Source organism: Leeuwenhoekiella sp. ZYFB001 (assembly GCF_011784865.1).
In the GTDB taxonomy this organism is placed as follows: Bacteria; Bacteroidota; Bacteroidia; order Flavobacteriales; family Flavobacteriaceae; genus Leeuwenhoekiella; species Leeuwenhoekiella palythoae.
On record NZ_CP050460.1, the window covers coordinates 1,882,826 to 1,908,824 of the forward strand.

General features: G+C 39.6%; 22 protein-coding genes. 16 read left to right on the forward strand and 6 right to left on the reverse strand.

Annotated elements, in window-relative coordinates; translation table 11 throughout:
• Positions 1 to 3: 3 nt before the first annotated feature.
• Positions 4 to 1,686: a dihydroxy-acid dehydratase gene (ilvD, locus tag HCN54_RS08260; RefSeq protein WP_167597327.1), complete on the reverse strand. Its 1,683-nt coding sequence runs from the start codon at positions 1,684 to 1,686 to the stop codon at positions 4 to 6.
• Between the two features lie 444 nt (positions 1,687 to 2,130).
• Between ilvD and HCN54_RS08265 the strand changes: the two genes are divergently transcribed.
• Entirely contained in the window at positions 2,131 to 3,117 is a 987-nt protein-coding gene (locus tag HCN54_RS08265; protein ID WP_167597328.1) for an aldo/keto reductase, read from the forward strand.
• A gap of 12 nt (positions 3,118 to 3,129) precedes the next feature.
• Positions 3,130 to 3,432, forward strand: coding sequence for a DUF3861 domain-containing protein (locus HCN54_RS08270; RefSeq protein ID WP_167597329.1), 303 nt, complete (start codon positions 3,130 to 3,132; stop codon positions 3,430 to 3,432).
• 79 nt (positions 3,433 to 3,511) lie between these two features.
• Here the strand turns inward: HCN54_RS08270 and HCN54_RS08275 are convergent, their stop codons facing one another.
• Entirely contained in the window at positions 3,512 to 3,982 is a 471-nt protein-coding gene (locus HCN54_RS08275) for a GNAT family N-acetyltransferase (RefSeq protein WP_072979436.1), read from the reverse strand.
• Between the two features lie 68 nt (positions 3,983 to 4,050).
• Positions 4,051 to 5,412, reverse strand: a complete 1,362-nt coding sequence (locus HCN54_RS08280) for an NAD-dependent succinate-semialdehyde dehydrogenase (RefSeq protein WP_167597330.1) — start codon at positions 5,410 to 5,412, stop codon at positions 4,051 to 4,053.
• Between the two features lie 159 nt (positions 5,413 to 5,571).
• On the opposite strand from HCN54_RS08280, the gene HCN54_RS08285 reads away from it, so the two are divergent.
• Positions 5,572 to 5,976 (forward strand): glyoxalase, encoded by a 405-nt coding sequence (locus tag HCN54_RS08285; RefSeq protein WP_072980427.1) that lies wholly within the window; start codon positions 5,572 to 5,574, stop codon positions 5,974 to 5,976.
• A gap of 142 nt (positions 5,977 to 6,118) precedes the next feature.
• Here the strand turns inward: HCN54_RS08285 and ychF are convergent, their stop codons facing one another.
• On the reverse strand, positions 6,119 to 7,213 hold the full coding sequence (ychF, locus tag HCN54_RS08290) for a redox-regulated ATPase YchF (protein ID WP_167597331.1): 1,095 nt from the start codon (positions 7,211 to 7,213) through the stop codon (positions 6,119 to 6,121).
• Positions 7,214 to 7,443: 230 nt separating this feature from the next.
• Positions 7,444 to 7,794 (reverse strand): 4Fe-4S dicluster domain-containing protein, encoded by a 351-nt coding sequence (locus tag HCN54_RS08295; protein WP_072979442.1) that lies wholly within the window; start codon positions 7,792 to 7,794, stop codon positions 7,444 to 7,446.
• 165 nt (positions 7,795 to 7,959) lie between these two features.
• Here HCN54_RS08295 and HCN54_RS08300 point away from each other — a divergent pair, with 165 nt between their 5' ends.
• The 6 genes from HCN54_RS08300 (at position 7,960) to HCN54_RS08325 (ending at position 13,170) form a co-directional block, all read left to right on the forward strand.
• Positions 7,960 to 9,018, forward strand: coding sequence for an acyl-CoA reductase (locus HCN54_RS08300; protein ID WP_167597332.1), 1,059 nt, complete (start codon positions 7,960 to 7,962; stop codon positions 9,016 to 9,018).
• A 185-nt stretch (positions 9,019 to 9,203) separates the two neighbouring features.
• Entirely contained in the window at positions 9,204 to 10,268 is a 1,065-nt protein-coding gene (serC, locus tag HCN54_RS08305) for a 3-phosphoserine/phosphohydroxythreonine transaminase (protein ID WP_167597333.1), read from the forward strand.
• A 34-nt stretch (positions 10,269 to 10,302) separates the two neighbouring features.
• The gene (locus tag HCN54_RS08310; protein WP_167597334.1) at positions 10,303 to 11,256 is read left to right on the forward strand and encodes a D-2-hydroxyacid dehydrogenase; all 954 of its coding nucleotides are present in this window, start codon (positions 10,303 to 10,305) and stop codon (positions 11,254 to 11,256) included.
• 117 nt (positions 11,257 to 11,373) lie between these two features.
• The gene (locus HCN54_RS08315) at positions 11,374 to 12,009 is read left to right on the forward strand and encodes a DUF937 domain-containing protein (protein ID WP_167597335.1); all 636 of its coding nucleotides are present in this window, start codon (positions 11,374 to 11,376) and stop codon (positions 12,007 to 12,009) included.
• Positions 12,010 to 12,183: 174 nt separating this feature from the next.
• Positions 12,184 to 12,615: a DUF6146 family protein gene (locus tag HCN54_RS08320; RefSeq protein WP_167597336.1), complete on the forward strand. Its 432-nt coding sequence runs from the start codon at positions 12,184 to 12,186 to the stop codon at positions 12,613 to 12,615.
• Between the two features lie 42 nt (positions 12,616 to 12,657).
• Complete coding sequence (locus tag HCN54_RS08325) at positions 12,658 to 13,170, forward strand: DUF6787 family protein (protein ID WP_167597337.1); 513 nt, start codon at positions 12,658 to 12,660, stop codon at positions 13,168 to 13,170.
• A gap of 44 nt (positions 13,171 to 13,214) precedes the next feature.
• Here the strand turns inward: HCN54_RS08325 and HCN54_RS08330 are convergent, their stop codons facing one another.
• Entirely contained in the window at positions 13,215 to 14,741 is a 1,527-nt protein-coding gene (locus HCN54_RS08330) for an NAD(P)H-hydrate dehydratase (RefSeq protein WP_167597338.1), read from the reverse strand.
• Between the two features lie 341 nt (positions 14,742 to 15,082).
• Between HCN54_RS08330 and thrA the strand changes: the two genes are divergently transcribed.
• From thrA to HCN54_RS08365, 7 genes are all read left to right on the forward strand, one after another.
• Entirely contained in the window at positions 15,083 to 17,521 is a 2,439-nt protein-coding gene (thrA, locus tag HCN54_RS08335; RefSeq protein WP_167597339.1) for a bifunctional aspartate kinase/homoserine dehydrogenase I, read from the forward strand.
• A gap of 9 nt (positions 17,522 to 17,530) precedes the next feature.
• On the forward strand, positions 17,531 to 18,460 hold the full coding sequence (locus HCN54_RS08340) for a homoserine kinase (protein ID WP_167597340.1): 930 nt from the start codon (positions 17,531 to 17,533) through the stop codon (positions 18,458 to 18,460).
• 86 nt (positions 18,461 to 18,546) lie between these two features.
• Complete coding sequence (thrC, locus tag HCN54_RS08345) at positions 18,547 to 19,845, forward strand: threonine synthase (protein ID WP_167597341.1); 1,299 nt, start codon at positions 18,547 to 18,549, stop codon at positions 19,843 to 19,845.
• 53 nt (positions 19,846 to 19,898) lie between these two features.
• A complete protein-coding gene (gcvT, locus tag HCN54_RS08350; protein WP_072979464.1) occupies positions 19,899 to 20,981 on the forward strand; it encodes a glycine cleavage system aminomethyltransferase GcvT in 1,083 nt (360 codons plus the stop codon).
• 78 nt (positions 20,982 to 21,059) lie between these two features.
• Positions 21,060 to 21,866 (forward strand): sugar nucleotide-binding protein, encoded by an 807-nt coding sequence (locus tag HCN54_RS08355; protein WP_167597342.1) that lies wholly within the window; start codon positions 21,060 to 21,062, stop codon positions 21,864 to 21,866.
• Between the two features lie 3 nt (positions 21,867 to 21,869).
• Positions 21,870 to 22,943: a DUF3810 domain-containing protein gene (locus HCN54_RS08360; RefSeq protein WP_167597343.1), complete on the forward strand. Its 1,074-nt coding sequence runs from the start codon at positions 21,870 to 21,872 to the stop codon at positions 22,941 to 22,943.
• Between the two features lie 89 nt (positions 22,944 to 23,032).
• Positions 23,033 to 25,999, forward strand: coding sequence for an amidohydrolase family protein (locus tag HCN54_RS08365; protein WP_240924965.1), 2,967 nt, complete (start codon positions 23,033 to 23,035; stop codon positions 25,997 to 25,999).

Genomic DNA, 25,999 nt, shown 5'->3' on the forward strand with positions numbered 1-25,999 from the left:
CTTCTACATTTCGTCTGTCACGCAACCTTTAGAAGCTGACGAGACTGTTTTCGCATATTTATATAACGCTCCGCGTTGGAATCTAAGTTCCGGAGCCGTCCATTTTTCTCTTCGTTTTGCCAATTCTTCATCGGTAATATCGATGTTGATAGTATTCTTTACAGCATCGATGGAAATGATATCTCCATTTTCAACAAGTGCGATATTTCCGCCCACTTGTGCTTCAGGAGAAACGTGCCCTACCACAAAACCGTGCGATCCCCCAGAGAATCTTCCGTCAGTAATCAGAGCCACGTCTTTACCTAAACCGGCACCCATAATTGAGGATGTAGGCTTAAGCATTTCCGGCATTCCGGGACCACCTTTAGGTCCTTCATAACGAATGATCACCACGTCTCCCTTTTTGACTTTACCAGATTTAATTCCGTCGTTAACTTCAAGTTCGCTATTGAATACGTTTGCAGTTCCCGTAAACGAAAGTCCTTCTTTACCGGTGATCTTTGCAACAGCACCTTCAGTAGCCAAGTTCCCGAATAAAATACGGATGTGACCACTGTCTTTAATCGGCTTGTCTAATGGTCTAATGATATCTTGACCATCAATAAGATTAGGAACATCTTTTAGGTTTTCAGCTAAAGACTTTCCGGTAACGGTTAAGCAATCCCCGTGAAGCATATCATTATCCAGCATATATTTTAATACACCCGGAATACCACCAACACCGTGTAAATCTTCCATAGAATATTTACCTGAAGGCTTAAGGTCTGCTAACAATGGTGTGTTATCACTGATTCGCTGAAAATCTTCAAGTGTAAAATCTACCTGCGCTGCTTTAGCGATAGCTAAGAAGTGTAACACCGCATTGGTAGAACCTCCTAAAACAGTTACTAAACGAATCGCATTCTCAAGCGATTGCTTCGTTACAATATCTGAAGGTTTAATGTCGTGTTCTAATAAGTACTTTAAGGCCTCACCTGCTTTTACACATTCCTGCTCTTTGATATTTGCATCTGTAACTGCTGGATTTGACGAGTTAAAAGGTAACGACATTCCTAACGCCTCAATAGCAGAAGCCATGGTATTTGCGGTGTACATTCCACCACAAGCCCCGGCACCCGGACACGCTTTATGCACCACTTCTTTAAACTCATTATCATCAATAGTTCCTGCTACTTTTTGACCATAAGCCTCAAATGCAGAGATGATATCTAGTTTTTTTCCGTTATGGCATCCGGAAGCGATGGTTCCTCCATAAACTAAGATTGAAGGGCGATTTAATCGCAATTGCGCAATTAAAGCTCCAGGCATATTTTTATCACAACCTACAACCGTCACAAGACCGTCATAGCTCATTGCCTGCACAACAGTTTCCATTGAATCAGCAATAATATCACGTGAGGGTAGCGAGAAGCGCATTCCCGGAGTTCCGTTAGAAATACCATCACTTACCCCGATCGTATTGAATACAAGCCCTACCAAGTCTGCATTAGCAGCTCCTTGTTTCACGTGCGTTGCCAAAGCATTCAAATGCATATTACACGGATTCCCCTCATAACCGGTACTTGCGATACCAATTAAAGGCTTTTTTAAATCGTCATCGGTCAAACCAATTGCGTGCAGCATCGCCTGAGCAGCAGGCAACGTAGGGTCTTGAGTTACAGTCTTACTGTATTTATTTAATTCCATTGTTATAATTCTAATTCGAAATTAGTTATTCCTGTTTTTTATCAGTTCTTTTCTTAAAAACCTTCGGATATACCAAAAAATCTTAAATAGTTTTCAATTATTTGATTAACAGCTATTTAAACTTAAAATACTACTATGTTCAAGTTTTAAAATTCAATTAGATTCCAAAAAAAAACCTTCCAGATTAACGGAAGGTCTCTATTTAGAATAGCACGTTCCGCATCAACTACAGTTAATGACACTAATAGAACGTACGAGAATTGTTGCTGTTTTCATATGGTAAAGCTATTTATTCTAATTGGGGCAGCCCTAGAAAGCGTCCTAAAATATCGGGTTTGAGGGCATTTTTAAAAATACCATATTTTGGCAAGGGTTTAAGATGTTTCCATTATCGAAACTTTATTGCTTTTGTATTTTTAGTGAAAATTTTAAAAGCACTTTTTAATGAAGTTTCGCAAATTAGGCAAAACCAACCTTAAAATTTCTGAAATCTCGCTAGGCACTTGGCAAGTGGGCGGTAAATGGGGCTCTGGTTTTGACGATAACAAAGCTGAGCATATAATTAATACGGCAATAGATCAAGGCATCAATTTTATTGACACTGCTGATGTTTATGAAAACGGAATGAGCGAAGCCGCAGTGGGCCGCGTGGTACGTAGCAGGTTTGAAGAGGTTTATGTCGCCACCAAATGCGGTAGACAAATCACACCTCACGTTGATGCAGGATATACCGTAAAAGTTTTACGCAAGTACGTTGAAGATAGTCTGAAAAACACCGGTTTAGAATGTCTAGATTTGATTCAGTTGCATTGTCCACCGACAGATACATTTTACCGTCCGGAAATTTTCAGACTTTTTGAAGACCTTAAGCAAGAAGGAAAAATCGCTAATCTTGGTGTAAGCGTAGAAAAAGTAGAAGAAGGTTTGAAAGCGATGCAATATGATAATGTCACTACCGTACAGATCATCTTTAATGTATTTAGACAGCGCCCTGCGGGATTATTCTTTCGCGAAGCGGAAAAAAATGATATTGGTATTATCGTAAGGGTTCCTTTAGCCAGCGGACTACTCACAGGTAAGTTTGATCAAAACTCCTCATTTGACAAAGAAGATCACCGAAACTTTAACCGAAACGGAGAAGCCTTTGATAAAGGAGAAACTTTCAGCGGAATTGATTTTGAAACCGGGCTGCAAGCCGTGGATGAATTGAAAAGCATTTTCCCTAAGGTTGAAAATCTTGCTCCTGTAGCGCTTCAATGGATTTTACAGCATCCACAAGTAAGCACTATTATTCCCGGAGCTTCTAAGGTTGAGCATTTGATGTCAAATCTTTCGCTTTATGAGCGACCTGATCTAACTTCAGAAGAAATTGAAAAAATGAATGCGGTTTATACTGAAAAGATAAAGCCGCTTGTTCATCAAAAATGGTAAAACCAAAAACTAATGACAACCCCAACTAAAAAAGGAAATCTTTACAAACTAAGTTTAGAACAACTTAGTGTATTAAAAGAAGAAAAGCGCGTTGATACCGCTCTTGAATTGGAATTCTCAAACCACGACGAACTCTTTGAAATTATTGAGCGTGTAAAAACAAAGCAGCTTTTTGCTACCGCTGAAGAATCAACAGAATTTGCACTTGGTCTTAAATTATTCACTGAAGTTATGCTGCGCAACAAGAAGCACCCTTTGTTTGAAGATTTGAGACCGCACATCGTAGATTTTATGAAAAAACTGAAGAGCTCTTAGTAAAGAGCTAAATTTAAAAAAAGCATCATAGCTTGAAATACAACAATAAAAAAGCGACCTGATTGGGTCGCTTTTTTAGTTACAATATTTTGCCGTATTTGGTTAGATCCGGAGTAAAACCTAAAGATTGATAAAGCTTTCTGGCCTTTTTATTATCGTCAAAGACATTCAACGTTAATAGACTGTAGCCACAATCTTTAGTCCATTCTTCTGCTTTTTGCATCAGCATTTTACCAATGCCTCTGCCGCGAGCTTCAGGTGCTACAATAATATCAGCAATATGGCCGTGAGGTTCTCTGTGATAATAGTCGGTGCCTATTTCCAAAAAAATAAAACCCAACCTCTGATGATCCTGAGCATCTTCAGCAATAAAAATAGCATTATCCTTGTTGCCCTCTTCTATTTCAGCTTTTAAGATACGTTGATCAATATCAAGCATTACTTCTGGATCGCGCCAATGTGGCAATTCTGGATCCATTAGACTTGGTAGAAGGTTTAATATGAAATCTGTATCACTTTTGGTGACGCGTCTAATCGTTACTTTAGGCATTATAAGGTTGGTTTAAAAGTTGGATTTTTTAGAAAATTAGTCAATTAAGCAGAAAGTTTGCTCGTAGCTTATGAATAGCTATTAAAATACACCGTCTTTTTATTTACAAACTCCTTGATACCATCTTCAGAGAGTTCGCGACCGTAACCCGAGATTTTGGTTCCGCCAAAAGGTAATCTGGGATCACTTTTAACTAATTCGTTTACAAAAACAGCTCCGTCATCAAAAAGTGGAATCAGTTTTTTAGCTTTTTCAAAGTCTTCAGTAAAAATAGAAACCCCTAATCCAAAATTTGAAGAATTTACCAAATAAACCGCTTCGTCTTCATTTTTAAATGTGGTAATCCCGATGACAGGACCAAAAGTTTCCTCCTTAAAAATAGGCATTGAAGGAGTAACATCAGTGACTACTGTAGGCTCAAAATACGCACCATCACGCTTTCCTCCTACTAATATAACCGCGCCTTGTTTTACACTTTTAGTTAACTGCTCGTGCAATTCTTCGGCAAGATCTTCCCGCGCCATTACTCCTATAAAAGTTTCTTCATCTGCAGGATCACCGCTTTTAAGCTTTCGCACTTCTTCTACAAATTTTTGGGTGAATTCTTCGGCGATGTTTTTATGTAAAAGCAAACGCTTCCCTGCAATACAGCTTTGCCCCGTATTTTGAAAACGCGCCTGAACTGCAATTTTTACCGCTTCTTCCATATTACAATCTTCAAAAACCACCAGAGCGTTACTTCCTCCCAATTCTAAAACCGATTTTTTAATTTCGCTTCCTGCAACTGATGCCACAGCGCTTCCTGCAGGTTTACTTCCAGTTAAAGTCACTGCTTTGACCTTTGGGTTCTTTATGATGCTTTCTACTTTAGCGCTAGCAATAGGAAGATTAGTAAAGCACCCTTTAGGAAAACCGGCACGCTCAAAAACCTTCTGAATGTTCTGAGCGCTCCCCATCACGTTACTCGCGTGCTTTAAAATACCTATATTTCCTGCCATTAAAGCCGGAGCGGCAAACCTAAAGACTTGCCAAAAGGGGTAATTCCAAGGCATTACCGCAAGCACCACGCCTAAGGGCTCATAGCTTACATAGCTCTCCACCGCATCGGTCTCAATGCTTTTAGGCGCGAGATGCTTAGGTGCATTTTCTGCATAATACTCACAAACCCACGCGCATTTTTCAACCTCAGCAATGGCTTGTTTAATAGGTTTTCCCATTTCTAAAGAAATGGTTTTAGCGTAAGCTTCTTTGTGTTCTTTTAGATCAGCAGCAGCCGCCTGCATTAAAGTAGCGCGCTCTTCAAAGGTTGTTTTTCGCCAGGAAAGAAAACGCTCGTGTGCGATTTCTATATGTTCAACAAGTTCGGCTTTAGTTAATTCTTTTACTTCAGATATAACCTCTTGGTTATAAGGATTTATGGACGTTATCATGATTTTTTGTCAGTATTTTCCTAAAATTAAAGAATGCTGAACAAATAATATGGCCGATTAAGAGCACTTTAACCCTAATTGTTTATAAGTCGTTTACAACTCTTTAAAGCGCATTACACAAGCTTCTTTAATATGTGTAATTTTAGAAAACTTCACGCTATGAATTCTAGAGATTCCCAATTACTAGCACTTAGACCAGAAATTTTATCCGCCCGAGTTGATGACACGATGAGTGCAGATGAGCAATTTCAAAACGGAACTTTGCGCCCTGTGGTCAAACTTCAAAATGAGCTTCTGCTTGAAGCTTTTCGCAACTATATTAAAAAGCACAAAAATGTTTTTTACACGCTGAATATAGACCGTAGAATGCAATACATAGAGAATGCCATTCAAAAGGATATCAAGTTCAGAAACAGCCTAAAAGGTATGGTTATCGGTCAATTTACTGTAGAAGAATATCAGAAGTATATTCAGAATTCTTCGGCGTTAAATAAACGAATGATGAATTTGGTAAAAGAGCGTATTCAAAGTAATATTCAGTTGTTAGAAAGAGAGTTGGTTTAATAATAGCGAATAGATCAAGATACCGCCAGCAAGGACGAAAATAAATATCTAATAAAAAATCCCTTTGATATTGTTACCAAAGGGATTTTTTAATTTATAGGTTTTGTAGCCTGCTTATTCCAACTGCAGTCTGCAAACTGAATTATACATTAAATAGGAAGTGCATAATGTCCCCATCTTTAACAATGTAGTTTTTACCTTCTACACCCATTTTACCGGCTTCTTTCACTTTAGTTTCACTTCCGTAGGAAACATAGTCTTCATAAGCGATTACTTCAGCTCTAATAAAGCCTTTTTCGAAATCGGTATGAATTACACCGGCTGCTTGAGGTGCTGTTGAACCAATTTTAGTAGTCCACGCACGCACTTCTTTTTTCCCGGCGGTAAAATAGGTTTGCTGATTAAGCAGTTTATAGGCAGTACGAATTAGTTTTGAAGAACCCGGCTCCTCAAGACCGATATCTTGTAAAAACATCTGACGCTCTTCATAGTCGTCTAGTTCGTTGATATCTGCTTCGGTACCTACGGCAAGCACAAGCACTTCTGCATTTTCCTCTTTAACAGCTTCACGAACCTGATCTACATATTTATTACCGCTTACTGCTGAATTTTCATCTACATTACACACATACATCACAGGTTTGTCTGTAATAAACTGAAGTGGTTTTACAAACTCTGCGTAATCTTCTTCAGAAAAATCTACTGCTCGCACTGACTTTCCTTGCTCTAGCGCTTCTTTAATCTGTGCAAGCACTGACTCTTCTTTTTGAGCTTCTTTATTTCCGGTACGCGCTGCTTTTTTAACTTTCTCAAGTTTCTTTTCAACGGTTTCCAGATCTTTAAGCTGAAGCTCTATATCTATAGTTTCTTTATCGCGAATTGGGTTTACACTCCCGTCAACGTGTACGATGTTATCATTATCAAAACAACGCAAAACGTGTAGAATTGCATCGGTTTCTCTAATATTTCCTAAAAACTGATTTCCTAAACCTTCACCCTTGCTTGCTCCTTTTACAAGACCTGCAATATCTACGATATCAACAGTCGCAGGCACCACGCGCTCGGGTTTTACCAATTCCTCTAACTTAGATAAACGCGGGTCTGGCACATTCACCACCCCAACGTTAGGCTCAATGGTACAAAACGGAAAGTTTGCACTTTGCGCTTTAGCATTAGATAAACAATTAAAAAGAGTTGATTTACCTACGTTAGGCAATCCTACAATACCTGCTTTCATGGTTCAGAATTTTGAGGCGCAAATATAGGAAGCTTATCTAAAACTTTACACCTTTAGTTTATAATCAAATTTGATTGTTTTGCAAGAGATCAGCGCTTTGAATTATCATGAATACATATACCAGTAAAAAACTATACCTCAGCGACATAGCACACCAATAAGTTTTATTTAAGCGCAAAAAAAAGTCTGGTAGTGACACCAGACTCTTTTAATGCTATAAAAAGTTTGTGCTAATTGTGATGCATAAAGGCTTGCTTACCTAAAAGTTCTTCTTCGGTTTCTACGTGATCTTCATCAGGCACACAGCAATCTACCGGGCAAACCGCAGCACATTGAGGCTCTTCGTGAAAGCCCATACATTCTGTACACTTATCAGGCGCGATGTAATATACCTCATCACTTATAGGCTCTTGAGTCTCATCTGCATCAACCTCTCTTCCGTTAGGCAATACAATTTTACCTTCAAGATCAGTTCCGTCAGAATAGCGCCAGTCATCTGCTCCTTCATAAATCGCTGTGTTTGGGCATTCCGGTTCACAAGCCCCACAGTTAATGCATTCATCAGTTATTATAATTGCCATAGTATAATCGTTTTCTAATCCTTAATTTTGCCAAAGGTAGGCTCTATTTTTTAAACCCTACTAAATTAGTAGAAATTAATGAGAAACCTTACAATCAACTTAAGGTTTTCGTTACAAATTTAAGTTGCAAAATTAAGGCGTGGTCCTTACTTCACCAAACCATTTATGGATTTAAACCAAAGAATTACCGCATTCTCAAACCTCAGTCTATTTTTAAAGAATTTTTTGTTAGATGCTACTAAATGCGAGGCTACGTTAAATGATTTTGAACACTTAAAAGAAGAATTACAGCGGGTAATACAAACCGCAAACAGACATAACGCTTGGTTTACTCCAGAGCATATAACCCAAGCGTTATCAAGCTGGTCTGCAGCGCTACAGAAAGATAATTTGACAACATGGCTCGATGCCTATGCTATTAATTCTTCTTCAGAAAAAAGGGTTGCGGTGATTATGGCAGGTAACTTACCGCTGGTTGGATTTCACGATTTTTTGAGCGTGCTGATCACCGGGCACCATCTAGTCGCAAAACTATCTAGCGACGATCAACTTCTGATGCCATTTCTGGCGAAAGTACTTATCAGTATCGAGCCTGATTTTGATTCAAAAATTACATTTACCAAAGAGAAACTCCCACAATTTGACGCGGTGATCGCTACCGGAAGCAACAATACCGCGCGATATTTTGAATACTATTTTAAAAACAAACCCAGCATTATACGCAAAAATCGAAATGCTGTCGCTGTATTAGCCGGTAATGAAACTAAGCAACAACTAGAAGCTTTAGGGGACGACATCTTTGGCTATTTTGGAATGGGATGTCGTAGTGTGGCTAAGCTCTACGTACCTCAAAACTATGATTTTGACACGTTTTTTAATGCGATGTTTAAACAGCAAGATGTGATCAATCATCATAAATATGCCAACAACTACGACTATAACAAAGCGGTGTATTTAATGAGCTTATTTCCTGTTTTAGACAATGGCTTTCTGGTATTAAAAGAAGACACAAATTTCTCATCCCCGATCTCTGTGGTATTTTACGAGCGCTATACTAACGTTGAAACTTTAAAGGCCGAGTTGCAATCCAAAGCTGATCAAATTCAGTGTATTGTTGCTGATGATTTTATTGATGAGAAGGTCGCTTTTGGACAGGCACAAAATCCAAAACTTTATGATTATGCAGACGGTGTTGATACCGTTGCATTTTTATTAAAATTATAAGAGAAATTCATCGATTATTTATTGATTTATCAAACCGCTTTGCAAGTGTTTTAAGCATCTTTGCATGTCTTTTTAAGCACGCAAAGACTTGCACATATAAAAGGTGGAATCTTATGCATTCTGTTTGAAAAGCCGTAATTTTCCAACTGAATAAAATTCAAAAAAGAGACCAAATATTCAATCTAATGAAAAAACATAATTTCAGTGCCGGGCCTTGTATTCTTCCACAGGAAGTTTTTAAACAAGCCTCTGAAGCCGTTTTAAATTTTAATAACCTCGATCTTTCTATTTTAGAAATCTCCCATAGAAGTAAGGATTTTGTTGATGTGATGGAAGAAGCACGTGAGCTTGCTCTTGAACTTTTGGGACTTGAAGGAAAAGGATATAAAGCTCTTTTTCTACAAGGTGGTGCAAGTATGCAGTTTGTAATGACCGCATACAACTTACTCGAGAACAAAGCAGGTTACATCAATACAGGAACGTGGAGTGATAAAGCGATCAAAGAAGCTAAGATCTTTGGCGAAGTCGTTGAGGTTGCAAGTTCAAAAGACAAGAATTACAATTACATCCCTAAAGGTTTTGATGTTCCTAAAGATCTAGATTATCTACATCTTACAACCAACAATACCATATTCGGAACCCAGATCAAAGATATTCCTACTACAGATGTACCGCTAGTGGCTGATATGAGTAGTGATATTTTCTCTCGTGAGATCGATTTTTCAAAGTTTGATCTTATATATGCTGGAGCTCAGAAAAATATGGGTCCTGCAGGTACTACACTCGTTGTCGTGAAGGAAGATATTTTAGGTAAAGTAACACGCCAGATTCCTAGTATGCTTAGCTATGCTACGCATGTATCTAAAGGAAGTATGTTTAACACGCCTCCGGTTTTTGCGGTTTATGTTTCGATGCTTACACTTCGTGCTATGAAGGCTAAAGGCGGTATCAGTGCTGCAGCTGAAGAAAACGAGAAAAAGGCTACGCTTTTATATTCTGAAATAGACCTTAACCCATTATTTAAAGGGTATGCAGCAAAAGAAGACCGCTCTCTGATGAACGCTACGTTTAATCTAACAGAAGACAATCTTAAAGAAACCTTTGATACGATGCTTAAAGAAGCAGGTATTAATGGTCTTAACGGTCACCGAAGCGTAGGTGGTTATCGTGCTTCTATGTACAATGCGTTACCGCTAAACAGCGTTGGTGTTCTGGTTGATGTAATGAGCGAATTAGAGCGCAAAGCTTAACCAAACCAATCCAAATAATATAAATTTTTAAAACATGAAAGTTTTAGCAAATGATGGTATTTCTCAAAGCGGAGTAGATGCTCTTAAAGCCGCCGGTTTTGAAGTAATTACCACAAAAGTTGCGCAAGAGCAACTTATCAATTACATAAATGAAAATAAAGTTGATGCGCTACTTGTACGCAGCGCAACTAAAGTTCGTCAAGATTTAATCGATGCGTGCCCAGACCTTAAATTAATTGGTCGTGGCGGTGTAGGTATGGATAATATTGATGTTCAATACGCAAAAGACAAAGGTCTTAGCGTGATCAACACACCGGCTGCTTCTTCTGCTTCGGTTGCAGAATTGGTTTTTGCGCATTTATATGGTGGTGTGCGTTTCCTTTTTGATGCTAACCGCAATATGCCGTTAGAGGGCGAGGAAAAATTTGGTGCACTTAAAAAAGCATATGCAAAAGGTGTTGAGCTGCGCGGAAAAACCTTAGGTGTTATCGGTTTTGGCCGAATCGGGCAAGCTACTGCTAAAGTTGCGCTTGGTGCCGGAATGAAAGTGATCTATTCTGACCCATATATGGAAAAAGCCGAAGTGAAATTAGACTTTTTCGATGGTCAGGAGGTTGCTTTTAAATTTGAAAGCGAAGCCAAAGAAGATGTTCTTGCAGAAGCTGACTTTATCACCCTACACGTTCCTGCTCAAAAGGAATATGTAATTGGCAAAGCCGAAATTGAAAAAATGAAAGACGGTGCTGCATTGGTTAATGCTGCGCGTGGCGGAGTAATTGATGAATTGGCCCTTATTGAAGCGCTAGATTCTGGTAAACTTGCATTTGCTGCTCTTGACGTTTTTGAGAGCGAGCCAAAGCCGGAAATCAAAATTTTGATGCATCCTAAAATTTCTTTGTCTCCGCACATTGGGGCAGCGACTAATGAAGCTCAGGATCGTATAGGTGTTGAACTTGCTGAACAGATTTCTTCGATCTTAAAAGCATAGTCGTTCAGACACATAGCCTATCAAAGCCGAATAGTTATTCGGCTTTTTTTATGGAAAAAAGTTAAAGAATTCAAAACATGTAACTAAATTTAAAGTATTAACAAAAACTCATTTACAATGTCAGGCTTACTAGATTTATTAAATAGCGACTTAGGAAAACAATTGATAAGCGGTGCCAGTGCTCAGACCGGAGCATCAGAAAGCAAAACCGCAGATGTGCTGAGTATGGCGATGCCCTTACTTTTAGGCGCGATGAAAAAGAATGCTTCTTCGCAAGAAGGCGCATCTGGACTTATGGGTGCTTTAAGCGGAAAACACGACGGGAGTATCCTTGATAATTTAGGAAGTATTCTTGGCGGCGGAAGCGTAGATCAGAATGTAATTCAGGATGGTGCAGGTATTTTGGGCCACGTTTTGGGCGGAAAACAACCCATGATCGAAAATGCTTTGAGTACAAAAACAGGTCTTGATGCCGGCACGGTAGCACAGATTCTGAAGATCGCTGCTCCTATCCTACTCGGCATTATTGGGAAACAAACTAAAGAAAACAATATTCAAGATCAGGATGGTCTTACAGGTATTTTAGGCAGTATGTTAGGCGGACAACCTAAAGAAAACCAAAGCCTGATTGAATCTCTTATAGACTCAGATGGTGACGGCAGCGTTCTAGACGATGTTGCAGATATGGTTTTAGGTTCAAATAAGAAAAAAGGCGGCCTTGGCGGAATGCTCGGCGGACTTTTCGGTAAATAGTTTCAGCTTAAGTCAATTAAGGAGCCGCTTTGAATAAGCGGCTTTTTTTATGCCGATAAATAGGAGTTGGATCAGATCTATAAAACACGCGTTGAGAGAAGTATCTTTCAGTTCACATTAAAATTAAACGTCAATATCTGGCAGGAGTTTTGTAGCTTTAAAAGAAAAGCTGGTATGAAAAATTTAATTTACGTTTTTATAGCCCTTCTTGTCATTTATGGCTGCGCATCTTCACAGGGAGAAAAAAAACTTGAAACAAACGATCCACTGAGCACTTCAAACGATACGGTACGCATTGCAAACGACAGCCTCGAATATGAGATCATTATTATTGAACCCGGTTACAATGCTTTTTTAAATTCTATCGCGCGACCAGAAGGCTATTATTCTCAAAATTATCTTGAAAATAAAAATCGGTTTATTGTTCCTGAGTACAACCAACGGGTATTGCAACCTTTTAGATACAATAACAATTTATACCCACAACAAATAGATTATAACAGCTCTGTAGATTACGGCTATGAGGTAAATTATAAACTATATTATTACTTCGTGTACTTCTGCCGTAAGTATAACCAGCGTTTTAGCGTACCAACACGTATTTAAGTTTTTACTATTTATCTTAGTTCTAAATAGTATATTTGACGCGTGAAAAAATTCAAGGAACACTGGGAAATCACCCAGAACTGGCAACTTATTTATCCTATTTTAGGCATTATTCTTTCATTAGCCTGCGGAATTCTGATCGCCCGAAGATTGGATTTCTTTCTTGAACCCGGAGCCTTACAGACGGTGTATTTGGTGATACTCACTTTGGTGCTTACGTATCTTATAATAAAACTAAGCTTGTATTGCTTCAAAAAACTCAAAAACCGCTGGATTTTAGACTACCGTTGGCAGTTTATTGCTGCATTCATTGTTTTTGCCATTACAGGATCTACCGCCGGCCGCATCTCTAGTCCAGTTATGCAAGCCTTAGGACTAGGAAGCGATTCGATCTCCGGATGGATTTACTGGCCGCTACGTATCATTATTATTTTTCCGCTGTATCAGGTTTTACTGCTTATCGTTGCCTGGATTTTTGGTATGTTTTCTTTTTTCTATGCGTTTGAAAAAAAGATGCTTTCCAGAATGGGATTAGGCTTTTTATTTAAAAATTAAGTCTAGAAAAGAGTCTTCCAAGAATTTCACTTTTCACTGCACAACTACTGCTTTTGCTCAGGCTGAGCAAAAAGATCAAGATACGCCTGACCTAAAAATTCTGTGATCATACTTGCGGTCAAGCCCTCATAAGCAGTATGGTTAATCGCAATATCTGCAGCCTTCCCGTGTAAATACACTCCAAAAATTGCCGCAGTTAAAGCATCATATCCCTGAGCCATCAATCCTGTAATACTCCCCGTTAAAACATCACCACTTCCACCGGTTGCGAGTCCAGGATTTCCGGTGTTATTTACGTAGTACTTTCCATCAAAAACGGTTATGGTATGCGCATCTTTAAGTACTAAAACACAATGGTATTTTATGCTGAATGCTTCGGCTTTTTTCAACTTTTCAAAATCATCTTCCCACGCACCTATTAAACGCTCTAGCTCCTTGGGATGCGGTGTAAGCACGCTATACTTCGGTAAAAACTCTAAGAATTCTTGATTTTCTGATAATATATTTAAGGCGTCAGCATCAACAACAAGTGGGGTTTTATTTGCCTTTAAAAATGTTTTTAAAGCTTGCTGAGTTATCTTTTCAGTTCCTAATCCGGGCCCGACTCCTATAACCGTAGGAGCAAGATCAAATTGAATTTCTTCTAGGTATTTCCCGTTATATCTGTCAGCTAAAACCATTGCCTCCGGCAAACTCGATTGTAAAATAGGCAAGCCCTGCTGTGTTGTGTAAGCAGTTACGAGACCTGCTCCTGCACTCAAAGCGCCTTTACAACTCAACACCGCAGCACCCGTTTTACCATAACTCCCGGCGATCAGCAATGCGTGACCGTAAGTGCCCTTATGACTAAATTTAGTACGCGGTTTATACATTTGTTGCGCTTCGGCTTTATCTATCAATTGAGCTTGTGTCTGCACCGAATTCATAAAATTTCGATCTAAACCGATATCAAGAACCGTCCAATTGTTGATGTATTTTCCGCTTTGCGGAAGAAAAAACGCAAGCTTAGGCGTCTGAAAAGACAAGACGATGGTAGGCTTGATCACCTCAGAATCCTTGATATAAACATCAACACCCATCCCCGATGGTACATCAATGGCTACCGTATAAGCTCCACTTTGGTTAATATTCACAAACAGCTGCTGTACCCATTTAGGTGCGGGCCGATTAATACCTATACCAAAAATGCAATCCACCACAAGGTCTTCTCTGTTTATCTGAGGCAGGTCGTCTTCTGATTTTAATACTTGAGGCCATTTTCGGGTTACTTTTTTAAGCTCTTCCAATGCCAATAGAAAATCTTTACTTCGGTTGTCGCTGTAATTCACCACATACACATCTACCGGATACTGATGCTCAACAAAATATCTTGCGATCACCAGACCGTCACCTCCATTATTTCCTATTCCGCAAAAGATTTTGACCGGTACCGGTTGGCCTTGCAGTCGTTGATGCATAAACTCAAATGCATAACCGCCGGCACGCTCCATCAGATTATAAGAAGGAATGTTTTCGGCATTCTCAGTTGCTTTATCTGCTTGATAAACTTGCTCTTTGCTTAATATTTTCATCGGGAATAATTTCGAGTTTAGAATATTCGTAAGGAAAAGCCTTTGATTTCTATTTAATTAGTGATTTCTTGATAAAAAAAGTTTTCCTTGAATTATCCTCAAAAATCAATAATCTGGCTTGTGATTATGAGTAAAAATAATACTTTTGAAAGCAACAGTTAAGCAGAAAATGAAAGCAATTAACACTATTACCACTTCTACCATCGCGACCACAGGTCTTGCGATTGCTTTCATTATTATTACCCCTTTGGGGTATTCTTTTAACATATAACTTCGGTACATCTCGTGTTTACACGACAAGCAACTTATTTTTATAAAAACTCATTTCAAACACTAAAGCCATGCGTGTTTTAAAATTTGGCGGTACTTCAGTAGGAAGCGTCGCAAACATAAATCAAGTCATCAACATCGTAAAAAACGGTGCTCAAGATCAACATATAGCCGTTGTAGTTTCTGCACTAGGCGGAATTACCGACTTACTTATGCAAGCCGGAACCGATGCCAGCAATAAGGACGATTACAACACTGCCTTTAAAGACATCGAAGCCAAGCATATTGAATTTACACGAACGCTTATTCCTGATAGCGATGAGGCCTTAGACGAGATCAAAAATTTACTCAAAAGCCTAGAGTCTCTTTTACAAGGCATTTACTTGATCAATGAACTTTCTCCAAAGACCGTTGATAAATTATTAGCCTACGGCGAAATTTTATCTTCTTCTATCATTGCGCGTGCGATGTATGCGCAAGGTTTAGATGCTGTGCGAAAAGACAGCCGAGACTTGATCACAACCAACGATAAACACACCAAAGCCGGAGTAAATTATAAAGTGACCAACAGTCAAATTGAATATTATTTCACCAAGGCTAAACAAAAGATCACCGTGCTACCCGGTTTTATTGCCAGTACAGCAAACGGTGATACTACAACTTTAGGTCGTGGTGGTTCTGATTTTACCGCTGCGATCGTTGCAGCAGCGCTTGATGTGGATCAAGTGGAGATCTATACCGACGTAAGCGGAATGTACACCGCTAACCCTAAAATGGTCAAGCAGGCAAAACCTATTGAAAGTATTTCGTATCACGAAGCAATGGAGCTTTCTCACTTTGGCGCCAAAGTGTTGTATCCGCCTACGATCGTACCGGTGATGAGTAAAAACATCCCCATACGCATTAAAAATACTTTGCAACCCGAAGAACCCGGAACGCTTATTCACAACCAAAACGGACAAAGCACCAATCCTATCAAGGGCTTAAGCAATATCAGTAATGTGGCTTTACTCACCCTCGAAGGTGGCGGAATGGTCGGAATTCCTGGTATCAGTAAGCGTTTGTTTGAAACCTTAAGTAACCAGGGAATCAACATCATCTTGATCACCCAAGCGTCTAGCGAACACAGCATTTGTCTAGGAGTTATGGAAGATGATGCCGGCAAAGCTAAAAATGCTATTGACGAAGAATTTGAATATGAAATCTCATTGAACAAAATCGATCCGTTAACGATCGAGATCGGTTTGAGTATTATTGCGCTTGTTGGTGATCAAATGAAAAGTCATCAAGGCATCAGCGGTAAAATGTTCAGTACGCTTGGTAAAAACAACGTAAACATTCGCGCTATTGCGCAAGGAGCGAGTGAGAAGAATATTTCTGCAGTGATCGCTCAAAAAGACGTTAAAAAGGCTTTGAACAGCCTTCACGAGCGTTTCTTTGAAGCGCAACGCAAGCAATTGAACTTATTCATTACAGGAGTTGGAAATGTTGGCGAAAAACTGCTGAACCAAATTCAGCAACAGCAAGAGTATCTTAAGAAACAGCTCAACATCAATATGCGTGTGCTGGGATTGAGTAATTCTCGCAAAATGCTTGTTGATGAAAACGGGATCGACTTGCAAAATTGGAGCACACTTTTAGATTCTGGAGAACCTGCGACTTTGGATGGTTTTCTAGATCACGTGGTAGAGCTCAATCAGCGAAACAGCATCTTTGTAGATATCACAGCTAATGCTGATGTCGCCGATATGTACGGTAAATACTTAAAACAAAGTGTTGCTGTAGTAGCCTGTAACAAGATCGCTGCTGCTTCTGATTACAAAAATTATAGCGAGTTGAAACGCTTAAGTAAAGCCTATAATGCGCCTTTATTATTTGAAACTAATGTAGGTGCAGGATTGCCTATTATCGACACCCTGAACAACCTGATTGCATCTGGAGATCGTGTAAATCGCATTCAAGCGGTATTATCTGGAAGTTTAAATTTTGTGTTTAACAATTTTAAATCCGGCGATAGTTTCCACGATGTGGTGCAAGCTGCAAAAGCTGAAGGATTTACTGAACCCGATCCGCGTATTGATTTGAGCGGTGTAGATGTTGCGCGTAAGATTTTAATTCTAGCACGTGAAAGCGGACTAAAAATCAACCTAGAAGACATCGAGAACGAACCATTTTTAACGGAAAACAACTTGAACAGTTCTGACGTTCCGCACTTCTTTGAAACTTTAAAAGAAGACGCAGCACATTTCGAAAAGCTAGTCGCTCAAGCCGAAGCTAAAAACTGCCGCTTAAAATATGTTGCACAACTTGATAACGGCAAGGCAAGCGTAGGCCTTCAAGAAATTCCTGAAGGTCACCCATTTTACAATCTTGAAGGTTCAGATAACATTGTATTGTTCTTTACAGACCGCTACCCTACCCAACCTATGCAGATCAAAGGTGCTGGCGCCGGTGGTGACGTAACCGCTTCAGGATTGTTTGCAGACATCATAAGAACAGCCACTTTTTAAGCCGAAATAATGAAAGAAATACGTGTTTTTTCGCCGGCGACTGTCGCAAACGTAAACTGCGGTTTTGATGTTTTAGGTTTTGCTCTGGATGGTCTGGGTGACGAAATGGTAATTCGTAAAGTTCCTGAAAAAGGAATCAAGATCACAGAGATCACCGGAGCCGAATTACCCTTTGAAACTAAAGAAAATGTAGTAGGCGTTGCCGGCTTAGCTATGGTTGAAGCTTTAGCGCTTGATTATGGTTTTGAGGTAGAAATTCATAAAAAAATAAGACTTGGCAGCGGTGTGGGAAGCAGCGCAGCAAGTGCTTCAGGCATTGTTTTTGGAATCAATCAGTTTCTTGATGAACCCTTATCTAATTTAGAACTTACTGAATTTGGGATGAAAGGGGAAGCGGTAGCCAGCGGCAATGAACATGCTGATAATGTTGCGCCGTGTCTTTACGGTGGTTTCACTTTAATAACCGGTTACGAACCTTTAAAAATTGTTTCTCTACCGGTTCCTGAAGAATTGTATGTGACGATTATTCATCCGCATATAACGATTAAAACTAAAGAAGCTCGGGAGATTTTACCTAAAGAAGTTTCGCTAAAAAATGCGATTAAACAAACCGGAAATCTGGCCGGATTAATCGCCGGTCTTTATACTAAAGATTACGACTTGATCGCTTCTAGCGCCACCGATGTTTTGGTAGAACCATACCGTAAAAACCTGATTCCTGATTTTGATTTTTACCGAGAGACCGCACTAAAAAATGGCGGAATTGCTTTTGGAATTAGTGGCTCCGGACCTTCAATGTTTACACTAAGTAAAGGGTTGCAAAATGCTGGTGCAGTAGAATTTGCACTAAAAAAAGCATTGAAAGAGAAAAATATGCGTAGTGATAGCTATGTGTCTCCCGCATCAAAGCACGGAAACAGAATTTTAGAAAAGAATTAAACAGTTTATTTCGTGTGATTTGGAATATTTCCTAGCTGTAGGAATTGCCTAACTAGCACGAATACACATTCAATATTTATAGAAAAATGAACTTTTATAGTTTAAATGGTAAAGCACCAGAAGTAGGTTTAGAGGAAGCTGTTGTACGTGGAATTGCACCAGACAAAGGATTGTATTTCCCCGAGTCGATCACACCGCTTCCGCAGTCTTTTTTTGATAACATAGAAAACCTATCAAATAACGAAATCGCATTTACTGCAATCCGCCAATTTGTTGATGGGGTTATTCCTGACGAAGCCTTAAAAGATATCATTGCAGATGTGCTTTCTTTCGATTTTCCCGTCGTAGAAGTTGAAGAAAATATTGGTACGCTAGAACTTTTTCACGGCCCTACAATGGCATTTAAGGATGTAGGCGCTCGATTTATGGCACGCTGTCTTGGCTATTTTTCGGCTCAAAAAGAAACCCAAGAACCGGTGACGGTTTTGGTAGCTACCAGTGGCGATACCGGCGGTGCTGTTGCTCGTGGTTTTCTAAATGTGGAAGGTGTTGATGTTGTGATTCTGTATCCAACCGGCAAAGTGAGCGATATTCAAGAAAAACAGTTAACTACATTGGGCGCAAATATTACAGCACTGGAAGTTGATGGAGTTTTTGATGATTGCCAAGCCATGGTAAAAACAGCATTTTTAGATGAAGAAATCACTTCTCAACGTAGGTTAACTTCAGCCAACTCTATAAATATTGCGCGCTGGTTGCCACAATTATTCTATTTTCTTTTCGCTTACAAACAAGCAAAATCAAAAGGTAAAGAATTGGTTTTCTCTGTACCTAGCGGAAACTTTGGGAATATTTGCGCGGGGATGGTTGCTCATAAATTAGGAATGCCCGTAAAACATTTTGTGGCTTCAGTAAACAGTAATGACATCGTTCCTGAATATTTAAAAACAGGAGAATACAAACCAAAACCTTCGGTTGCAACGATCAGTAACGCGATGGATGTAGGCGATCCTTCAAACTTTATTAGAATTCAGAAGTTATTCAACAACGATCTGGAAGCCCTTTCGCAGAAATTATCCTCTTTTTCATACTCTGACGAGGAAACTAAGGCAGCGATGCAAAAGATTTATGCAGAGACCGGTTATATAGCAGATCCTCATGGCGCAGTTGGTTATTTAGGTTTGAAACATTACCTAAATAACCACCCTGATGCTTATGGTATTTTCTTAGAAACCGCGCATCCGGTTAAGTTTTTACCTGTTGTGAATCCTGTGATTGATGCAGAAATTGAAATTCCTGAGCAGATCAAAGCGGTTATGGACAAAGAAAAACACGCGATCGCTATTAAAAATTACGACGAATTTAAGTCGTTTTTGTTAAGCTAGGTGCTGCGCTTTTCAGTGTAGTTTTGATACATTTGTGCTCTTAAAATTTACAGATGAAATCTACTGCACTTACCAAAATACATGAAAGTTTAGGAGCTAAAATGGTTCCGTTTGCGGGTTATAATATGCCGGTTTCTTACGAAGGCGTAAATGCCGAACACGAGACCGTACGCAACGGCGTAGGCGTTTTTGACGTTTCGCATATGGGTGAATTTCTTGCCATTGGCGAGCGAGCTCTTGAACTGCTTCAAAAAGTATGTAGCAACGATATTTCAAAAATTAAAGTTGGTGGTGCGCAGTACAATTGCTTACCAAATAACGAAGGCGGGATTGTAGATGATCTTATTGTTTATCGCATTCGCGAAAACGAGTATTTGCTCGTGGTAAACGCTTCAAATATTGAAAAGGATTGGGAATGGATCAGCAGTCATAACGAATTTGGCGTTGAACTGAAGAATATTTCTGATGACTATTCGCTTCTAGCAATTCAAGGGCCAAAAGCAATTGAAGCCATGCAATCGCTTACCGAGACCGATCTTTCTGCGATCAAATTCTACAATTTTGAAGTAGCTCCGTTTGCAGGTATCGATCACGTGATCATCAGCGCAACAGGATATACCGGCAGCGGTGGATTTGAGATTTATTGCCACAACGATCACGCAGAACAGCTTTGGGCTAAGGTTTTTGAAGCCGGAAAAGATTTTGGTATCAAGCCTATTGGTCTTGCGGCTCGTGATACTTTGCGTCTGGAAATGGGCTATTGCCTTTATGGAAACGACATTGACGATACCACTTCGCCAATTGAAGCAGGTTTAGGGTGGATCACAAAATTCACCAAAGATTTTGTCAATGCTGAAGCCTTAAAAGCCCAAAAAGAAAACGGTCCTGAGCGCAAGCTCGTTGGCTTTGAACTTACAACGCGCGGTATTCCTCGTAAAGATTATGAGATCGTAGATGCAGATGATAATGTTATTGGCGTAGTAACTTCAGGAACGATGTCTCCTTCCCTATCGAAAGGTATTGGTTTAGGTTACGTCAAAACTTCAAATGCTAAACCTGATACCGAAATTTTTATCAAGGTGCGCAATAAAAGCATTCCGGCAAAGGTTGTAAAACTACCTTTTTATAAAGCATAAAACACTAATTAGGTCGCTGCGATACACACAGCGACCTTAATTAAAACGTGAACGCTCATTCAAAATACACACAAAATATTGATTTTGGGAGCCAGTGGCTTCTTGGGCGGTGCCTTGTATAAAGAATTACACAGGTATTACGACACCTATGGCACCTATCACACCGGCCGAATCTACTCAGACAATCAACATTTTATTCATTTTGATGTTGCTCAAGACAGCATTTACGAAGTCTTGAATCAAGTACGGCCTACTTTTGTAATCTCGGCGTTGCGGGGTGATTTTGAAGGACAAGTAGAAGCGCACGAAGATCTTTGCGATTATGCGCAACGCACTGGTATTTATGTAATCTATCTTTCTTCGGCCAATGTTTTTGATGCTTTTGTGAACTACCCAAGTTATGAGTATGATAAAACCTTATCAGAAAGTAAATATGGAAAACTTAAAATACGCTGCGAGAATTTTTTTCTGAATTACCTGCCGGAAGAACAATACGCCATTATTAGATTACCGATGGTTTTTGGGATGAATTCGCCACGCGTGCGGGCTATTAAAAATGCTATTTTGCTTCAAGAGCAAATTGAAGTTTTTCCGCATCTAATTATGAATACGACCACAGATCGTAAGCTGGCACAACAAATTCATTTCATCATAAATAGAAGTCGGTTTGGTATTTTTCATTTAGGAAGTAATGATCTCATTCACCATCAAGAATTTATTAATGAGATCATTGCCAAACTGGACATCAAAGTAAAACCGCAGTTCAAATTGGTTTACACTTCTAACTTTGACAGGTATCTGGCGGTATTGCCTAAAGACAATAAGCTACCCAAGCATTTGAGCATTACAAATGAAGAAGTAGTGGCAGAATCTCAAGCCTATTAACCTATGAACGTTAAAAAGCTCCTTTTATATGCTGCCGTATTACTCCTTCAATTTTTTGGAATTAAATGGATTGCTGCATATCCTGAGGCTGTAGAACGCTATTACAGCACAGGTCTTTTTGAATATATTTCGGTGCTTTTTAGATATCTCTTTGGATGGATTCCGTTTTCTTTTGGCGATGTAATGTATACTGCGATCATTATTTACGCGATCATCGCTCTGGTAAAACTTATTAAAAACCGGTTTAAAACACTTGGCATATTCTGTACTAAAACATTGCTTTTTGCAAATGTAATTTACTTCGCTTTCCATTTTTTATGGGGATTTAATTATTACCGACTTCCGCTACATATAGCATTGAATATTGAAAATGAGTACACCACAGAAGAGCTCATTAGCCTTACCCAAAGACTCATAAAGGAAGCGAATGCTTTACACGAAACCCTTCAGCCTACCGACAGTCTTCCTGTGGAGTTTCAGCAAAATCTAGAAGAAATTTTTGATAAAACTCCTGACGGTTATGCTATTGTAGAAGACAATTTCCCAGAACTGGAATACCATCCCAAAAGCATTAAGAATTCGCTGTATCGATACCCCTTAAGTTATATGGGTTTTGGCGGATACCTCAATCCCATCACTTTAGAAAGTCAGGTGAATGGGCTGCTTCCCGCGCATCGCTGGCCTTTAGTAAGTTGTCACGAAGAAGCGCATCAATTGGGCTTTGCAAAGGAAAATGAAGCTAATTTCATTGCCGTTATGGCAACCACTAACAATCCTGACCCTTATTTTAAATATTCGGGATATATTTTTGCGTTACGTTATTGTCTCAACGACGTTTATGCCCGTAATCCTGCCGCAGGCGAATTGCTTACCAACAAAATCAGACCAGGTATCCTTGCGAATTACAGGCAATCTCGCGACTTTTGGAGCGCTTACCAAAATCCGTTAGAACCGCTTTTAGCGAAATTTTACGGCGGATTTCTCAAAGCTAACAATCAACCTGCAGGTATGCAGAGCTATAGCTACGTGGTCGCCCTTTTAGTGAATTATTTCAAGTCAAGGCCACAGCTGCCATAAGCGTTAAAAATTTCCTAATTACTCTTAAAAAGTCTTAAAGCCATAGAATAACTCATAATTTAGGGAAGACTCTTAAATTAAGTTAAATTATGAACAAAAAACTATTCTTCACCGGATGGTTATTATTTGTGTTCTGTATGGTTTCAGGGCAGGAATATTTTCCGGTAAACGATGGTGTAAAATCCATCAACACAAACTACACACTCTTTAAAAATGCCACTTTACATCCCTCTCCAGGTAAAACGATTTCAAGCGGAAGTCTGCTGATCAAAGATGGTAAAATTGTTTCAGCAGGAAAATCAGTAAACGCACCAAAAAATGCCGTGGTAATTGATTTAGAAGGAAAGCACATTTACCCTTCATTTGTAGAAACCTATTCAAGTTTTGGTGTAAAAATTCCAGAACGTTCCTTTGGTGGGCGCAGTCCGCAGTACGAAGCGACACGCGCCGGTTATTATTGGAATGACCACGTGAGAGCCGAAACCAATGCGCTCAACGAATTTGAGTACGACAATAAAGCTGCTAAAGCTTTGGTCGAAGCCGGTTTTGGTACGGTAAGTACGCATATGGCAGACGGCCTTGCACGCGGAAACGGTATTCTAGTAGCTTTGAATTCTGACGGTAATACTGCAGAACGTTTACTGGATACGCGCTCTGCTCAGTTCTTTTCATTTGAAAAAAGTAATCTTTCACAACAGTCTTACCCGTCTTCTATTATGGGTTCTACAGCGCTGATCCGTCAGATGTTTGAAGATGCTGACTGGTATGAGGCTGGTAATATTGAAACGCGCGACCTGTCACTTGAGGCTTTAAACGCTAATATGGATTTGCCTCAAATCTTTTATGGTGATGGCCTTTATGATGACCTGCGCATCTCTAGTTTATCTCAAGAAACCGGCGTACCATTCATCATTGTTGGTGGCGGTGACGAATACAAACGTATTGATGAGATCAAAGCTACCGGCGCACAATATATAATTCCTGTAAATTTTCAAGATGCATATGATGTTGAAGATCCTTATCAAGCCAGTTTTGTAAGCTTGAGCCAAATGCTTGAGTGGAATCAGGAACCTACAAATCCTGCAAAACTTCAGGAAGCAGGATTAACTTTTGCTATTACTACAAACGATCTAAAATCTCCAGATATGCTTTTCCCTATGTTAAGAAAAGCATTTAAATACGGTTTGGATGAAGAAACAGCACTAGCCGCACTTACTACGATTCCTGCACAACTTTTAGGAAAATCAGAAGAACTAGGAACGCTAAACCAGAATGCTTGGGCAAACTTCTTAATTACTTCAGGTCCTATCTTCGACGAAGAAACTATCTTGTATGAAAACTGGGTGCAAGGCGCTCAAAACATCGTCAAAGATGCTTCAGTGATCGATATTGACGGAAGTTACACGTTAACTACCGGCGGAAAATCTTATGATCTGACGATCTCAAAATCTACCGAAAAGCCTTCGGTTACTGTAAAAGATGGCGAGACTAAGCTGGGATCAAAAATTGCATACACTGACGGTTGGTTAAACATCACATTCACTGGTGATGCAGATAAAAAAGAATATACCCGCATAATTGCTCAGGCTAGTAACACCACTCCATGGAATGGGAAAGCGATTTTACCTGATGGATCTGAAAGCACCTTTAGCATTTCTAAAAAAGCTTCAACCGAAGAGGAAGAAGAAAAAGAAGAGGATAAAGAGGAAATAACTCCAGAAGTTATGCCGCTTACTTACCCTAATGTGGCTTACGGTTATGATAAGCAACCTCAAGCTGAAACCATCTTATTTAAAAATGCCACGGTATGGACAAATGAGGAAGACGGAATTTTAGAAGAAACTGACGTTCTTGTCAAAAACGGAAAAATCGATAAAATAGGAAAAGACTTAAGTGCCGGTGGCGCCAAAGTTATTGATGCTACAGGCAAACACCTCACCAGCGGAATTGTAGATGAACACTCGCATATCGCAGCCTTCTCAATCAATGAATCTGGTCAAAACTCTTCTGCAGAAGTGCGTATGCGAGATGCAGTTAATCCTGATGATCTGGACATCTACAGAGATCTTGCCGGTGGCGTGACCACAATTCAGTTATTACACGGTTCTGCGAACCCAATTGGAGGCCAGTCTGCCGTTATGAAACTAAAATGGGGCTCTAGTATTGATGAGATGGTTCTTGAGAATACCAAGTTCATCAAGTTTGCTTTAGGTGAAAACGTAAAACAATCTAACTGGGGCAGCTATAGCAGATTCCCACAAACGCGAATGGGAGTACAGCAAATGTTTACTGATTATTTTCAACGTGCTAAGGAATACGAAGCTAAGAAAAACAGTGGCGAACCTTACCGCACAGATTATGAAATGGAAACTTTAATGGATGTTTTAAACGAAGAGCGTCACATCACTTCGCATTCTTATGTACAAAGTGAGATCAATATGTTGATGAAAGTTGCTGACAGCTTTGATTTTAATGTAAACACGTTTACTCACATTCTTGAAGGCTACAAGGTCGCCGATAAAATGGCAGAACACGGTGTTGCCGGCTCTACCTTTAGTGATTGGTGGGCGTATAAGTATGAGGTAAATGATGCTATCCCATACAATGCTGCAATTATGTGGAGCCAAGGAGTTCTTACAGGAATCAACAGTGACGATGCCGAAATGAGCCGCAGATTAAATCAGGAAGCTGCAAAGACTATGAAGTACGGCGGTGTTCCGGAAGAAGAAGCGTGGAAATTTGTAACGCTTAATCCGGCTAAAATGCTTCATATTGACGATCGCACCGGAAGCATTAAAGTTGGTAAAGATGCTGATTTAGTACTTTGGTCTACCTACCCGATGTCTGTAAGTGCTGTAGCTGAAAAAACCTTGGTTGAAGGCGCAGTATATTTTGACATCGAAAAAGACAAAGAACTTAAAGAAAAAGTAGAAGCTAAAAAGAACAAGCTGACCACGATGATGCTTAGCGCAAAAAACAAAGGGCTCAAAACGCAACCTGCTAAGAAAGAAGAAAAACAGCGTTTAGATTGTGACACTTTAGAAACTCTTTACTAG

Excerpts from the sequence above, each read along its gene's own strand:
- ilvD (WP_167597327.1), bottom strand. The coding sequence starts at position 1,686 with ATGGAATTAAATAAATACAGTAAGACTGTAACTCAAGACCCTACGTTG.
- HCN54_RS08265 (WP_167597328.1), top strand. The coding sequence starts at position 2,131 with ATGAAGTTTCGCAAATTAGGCAAAACCAACCTTAAAATTTCTGAAATC.
- HCN54_RS08270 (WP_167597329.1), top strand. The coding sequence starts at position 3,130 with ATGACAACCCCAACTAAAAAAGGAAATCTTTACAAACTAAGTTTAGAA.
- HCN54_RS08275 (WP_072979436.1), bottom strand. The coding sequence starts at position 3,982 with ATGCCTAAAGTAACGATTAGACGCGTCACCAAAAGTGATACAGATTTC.
- HCN54_RS08280 (WP_167597330.1), bottom strand. The coding sequence starts at position 5,412 with ATGATAACGTCCATAAATCCTTATAACCAAGAGGTTATATCTGAAGTA.
- HCN54_RS08285 (WP_072980427.1), top strand. The coding sequence starts at position 5,572 with ATGAATTCTAGAGATTCCCAATTACTAGCACTTAGACCAGAAATTTTA.
- ychF (WP_167597331.1), bottom strand. The coding sequence starts at position 7,213 with ATGAAAGCAGGTATTGTAGGATTGCCTAACGTAGGTAAATCAACTCTT.
- HCN54_RS08295 (WP_072979442.1), bottom strand. The coding sequence starts at position 7,794 with ATGGCAATTATAATAACTGATGAATGCATTAACTGTGGGGCTTGTGAA.
- HCN54_RS08300 (WP_167597332.1), top strand. The coding sequence starts at position 7,960 with ATGGATTTAAACCAAAGAATTACCGCATTCTCAAACCTCAGTCTATTT.
- serC (WP_167597333.1), top strand. The coding sequence starts at position 9,204 with ATGAAAAAACATAATTTCAGTGCCGGGCCTTGTATTCTTCCACAGGAA.
- HCN54_RS08310 (WP_167597334.1), top strand. The coding sequence starts at position 10,303 with ATGAAAGTTTTAGCAAATGATGGTATTTCTCAAAGCGGAGTAGATGCT.
- HCN54_RS08315 (WP_167597335.1), top strand. The coding sequence starts at position 11,374 with ATGTCAGGCTTACTAGATTTATTAAATAGCGACTTAGGAAAACAATTG.
- HCN54_RS08320 (WP_167597336.1), top strand. The coding sequence starts at position 12,184 with ATGAAAAATTTAATTTACGTTTTTATAGCCCTTCTTGTCATTTATGGC.
- HCN54_RS08330 (WP_167597338.1), bottom strand. The coding sequence starts at position 14,741 with ATGAAAATATTAAGCAAAGAGCAAGTTTATCAAGCAGATAAAGCAACT.
- thrA (WP_167597339.1), top strand. The coding sequence starts at position 15,083 with ATGCGTGTTTTAAAATTTGGCGGTACTTCAGTAGGAAGCGTCGCAAAC.
- HCN54_RS08340 (WP_167597340.1), top strand. The coding sequence starts at position 17,531 with ATGAAAGAAATACGTGTTTTTTCGCCGGCGACTGTCGCAAACGTAAAC.
- thrC (WP_167597341.1), top strand. The coding sequence starts at position 18,547 with ATGAACTTTTATAGTTTAAATGGTAAAGCACCAGAAGTAGGTTTAGAG.
- gcvT (WP_072979464.1), top strand. The coding sequence starts at position 19,899 with ATGAAATCTACTGCACTTACCAAAATACATGAAAGTTTAGGAGCTAAA.
- HCN54_RS08360 (WP_167597343.1), top strand. The coding sequence starts at position 21,870 with ATGAACGTTAAAAAGCTCCTTTTATATGCTGCCGTATTACTCCTTCAA.
- HCN54_RS08365 (WP_240924965.1), top strand. The coding sequence starts at position 23,033 with ATGAACAAAAAACTATTCTTCACCGGATGGTTATTATTTGTGTTCTGT.